This is a genomic window from Heyndrickxia acidiproducens DSM 23148, assembly GCF_000374345.1.
GTDB lineage: Bacteria > Bacillota > Bacilli > Bacillales > Bacillaceae_C > Weizmannia > Weizmannia acidiproducens.
In genome coordinates this window covers 1-2553 of sequence record NZ_KB894069.1, presented here as the reverse complement: position 1 = coordinate 2553, position 2553 = coordinate 1, and the positions used below count along the sequence as shown (strand labels likewise).

The following is a 2553-nucleotide window of genomic DNA, read 5'->3' as shown; positions in this document are numbered from 1 at the left end:
TGTGGAATTGGTTAAAATGGAACTCTGTCCATATTATACTAGATTTCATGCGGGTTTTTCGAGATTGAATGAAAATTTCGTCACGGATTCAGGTTATAATATACGATAAAAAGATTTGAAAAGCATGAAAACCTGCACATCATGAATATATATCATATAGTTTCTTGTTTCAGGACCATTACATGTTTTATCCAACCGGCTTGCTTTTTTCTTTTATGGAGACAGTCCGGCGGTTTTCGGCATGTTCATTGACCATAAAGTAAGCGATACTCGCTAAAATAATACAGCCGCCACTCACTTGGAACCACGAAAGTTTTTCCTGAAACAGAAAAAAAGCCAGGATTGCAGCGCCCACCGGTTCAAATAAAATGGCCATTGAAATAACGGATGCGCTGATCCATTTGACCACCCAATTAAAGACGGAATGCCCGGCAAGTGTCGGCAGAACTGCCAAAAGCACAAAACAAACCCAGTTGCGGGCAGAATACGGGTAAAATGATTCTCTTGTAAAGACCACATAAATAAACAAAACAAAAGTTGATGCCAAGTAAACGATAAATGTATAAGGGATAACGCCCGCGCGTTTCCTGACATTTTGGCCAATCATCAAATAGGCGGTGACAAACACACAGGATATCAGCGCTAAAATATCGCCATATAAAGCATGGCCGCTGATAAAGAAGTCACCCCAGCTGATCAGGATACTGCCGAATATGGCAACAGCGCCGCAAATCACAGCTTTTAGGGGAAGTGATTCGCGGAAGAAAAAATAGGTGCCGGCAAATGTAAAGATCGGCTGCAGTGTGACAAGGACAGTTGAACTGGCAACAGATGTCAGATTCAGTGATTCAAACCAAAGAATAAAATGGAAAGCAAGCAGGCCGCCTGACAGACTGGAGAGGAGCATATCTTTTTTCGCCATGCCAAATGTTTCTTTTACATGTTTGGATAAAAAGATTGGAAGCATGATCAGTGTCGTAAAGAACAGGCGGTAAAATGCAATCACACCCGCATCTGCTGTGCTGTATTTAACCAGGATGGAGGATGAGGTGACCGCGAGCACACCTGCAATTAATGCCAAATAAGGATTCACTGTTCGATCTGCCCCTTTTCATTGTTTTAAAGTTTTTAAAAATGCTACTATTATTCTATAACACACGGCTGTTTTTGACTAGAAAGGGAGGGAAGAAAAATGGTATTCGGGGATGTTGAAATTTTGGTAAAGCTCGGCATTACAGCTGTACTCGGGCTGATTATCGGACTGGAACGGGAATTAAAAAGAAAGCCGCTCGGTTTAAAAACGAGCCTGGTGATCTCGATTATCAGCTGCCTGTTAACGATTGTCTCCATCCAATCGGCGTATCTTTTTAAGCACTCGGAATATGTGCAGATTACGATGGACCCGCTCAGGCTTGCCGCGCAAATTGTATCCGGAATTGGTTTCCTTGGCGCCGGCGTCATTTTGAAAAAAGATAATGATACGATTACAGGGCTGACAACCGCTGCCATGATCTGGGGGGCAAGCGGGATCGGGATTGCAGTCGGTGCCGGGTTTTATCCCGAGGCAATTGCAGGCGTCATTCTGATTATGATCAGTGTTGAAATCATTCCTTTTTTATTAAATATGGCAGCAAAAAGCTATTTACGCAACAAAGATCTCCTGTTAAAGGTGACTGTCCATGACAGCCTGGCCATTGACCATGTGCTCGAAATGATTGAGCAGCACCATATTACAATAGAAAATGTCCGTATTAAAGACTTGGAAGGCCATGGCCATTTAATTGATTTAAAGGTACGGACAAGCTACCGGCAAACGGCCACCGGAGTATACCACAACATATCCGCGATTGAAGATGTTACAGCAGTGGAAGTTGAAAGCTGATTCGGCCTTTTTCTAAAAATCATGTCCTAAAAGGCTTCGGCTGATTTTTATTTCCGGCTGCTTTTTCAATATCGAAAATAGACAGCTGGAAGGTTTCCAACTGCCTTAGGTTTACTTAAATAAATTCACGCGCTCATCCAGCGGTTTAAACTCTTTCTCCCCCGCCGGCGCTTCAGGCTTTCCAAACGGCATTTGCGCAATCAACTGCCAATTATCCGGAATGTTCCACGCTTTTTTCACATCATCATCAATCAGCGGGTTGTAGTGCTGGAGGCTCGCGCCATAGCCTTCCTGTTCAAGGCTGACCCAAACCACGAGCTGCAGCATACCGGATGATTGCTGCGACCAGACAGGAAAGTTTTCCTTATATAATTCAAACTGTTTCTGAAGTGATTCGATGACTGCTTGGTCTTCAAAAAAGAGGATTGTGCCATAGCCGCTGCCAAATGCCCGCATTTTTTCTTCTGTCGGGGCAAAATTGTCGGCAGGCACAGTTTTCCTTAGTGCCTCTGTGGTGATGTTCCATAATTTTGTGTGGTTTTCCCCTAACAAAATGACAACCGTTTCTAAAAACGTAGACATCTATAGACATAAATATCAAACGTTTGTTATAAGAAAAATCTTACCACGCAAAACAAACAGTGTTTTTTGCGAATCGTGTTAGGGAATCT

At 43.0% G+C, this 2553-nt stretch carries 3 protein-coding genes; 1 reads left to right on the top strand and 2 read right to left on the bottom strand.

Going from position 1 to position 2553, the window contains the following annotated elements; genetic code table 11:
- Nucleotides 1–187: 187 nt before the first annotated feature.
- On the bottom strand, nt 188–1093 hold the full coding sequence (locus C232_RS0118165; RefSeq protein ID WP_018665530.1) for a DMT family transporter: 906 nt from the start codon (nt 1091–1093) through the stop codon (nt 188–190).
- 99 nt (nt 1094–1192) lie between these two features.
- On the opposite strand from C232_RS0118165, the gene C232_RS0118160 reads away from it, so the two are divergent.
- On the top strand, nt 1193–1882 hold the full coding sequence (locus C232_RS0118160) for an MgtC/SapB family protein (RefSeq protein WP_018665529.1): 690 nt from the start codon (nt 1193–1195) through the stop codon (nt 1880–1882).
- A 111-nt stretch (nt 1883–1993) separates the two neighbouring features.
- Here C232_RS0118160 and C232_RS19055 read toward each other — a convergent pair whose 3' ends face one another.
- Nucleotides 1994–2464, bottom strand: coding sequence for a nitroreductase family protein (locus C232_RS19055; RefSeq protein ID WP_081622804.1), 471 nt, complete (start codon nt 2462–2464; stop codon nt 1994–1996).
- Nucleotides 2465–2553: the final 89 nt, after the last annotated feature.

Coding starts and splice junctions, on each gene's coding strand:
- C232_RS0118160 (WP_018665529.1), top strand. CDS start 1,193: ATGGTATTCGGGGATGTTGAAATTTTGGTAAAGCTCGGCATTACAGCT.
- C232_RS19055 (WP_081622804.1), bottom strand. CDS start 2,464: ATGTCTACGTTTTTAGAAACGGTTGTCATTTTGTTAGGGGAAAACCAC.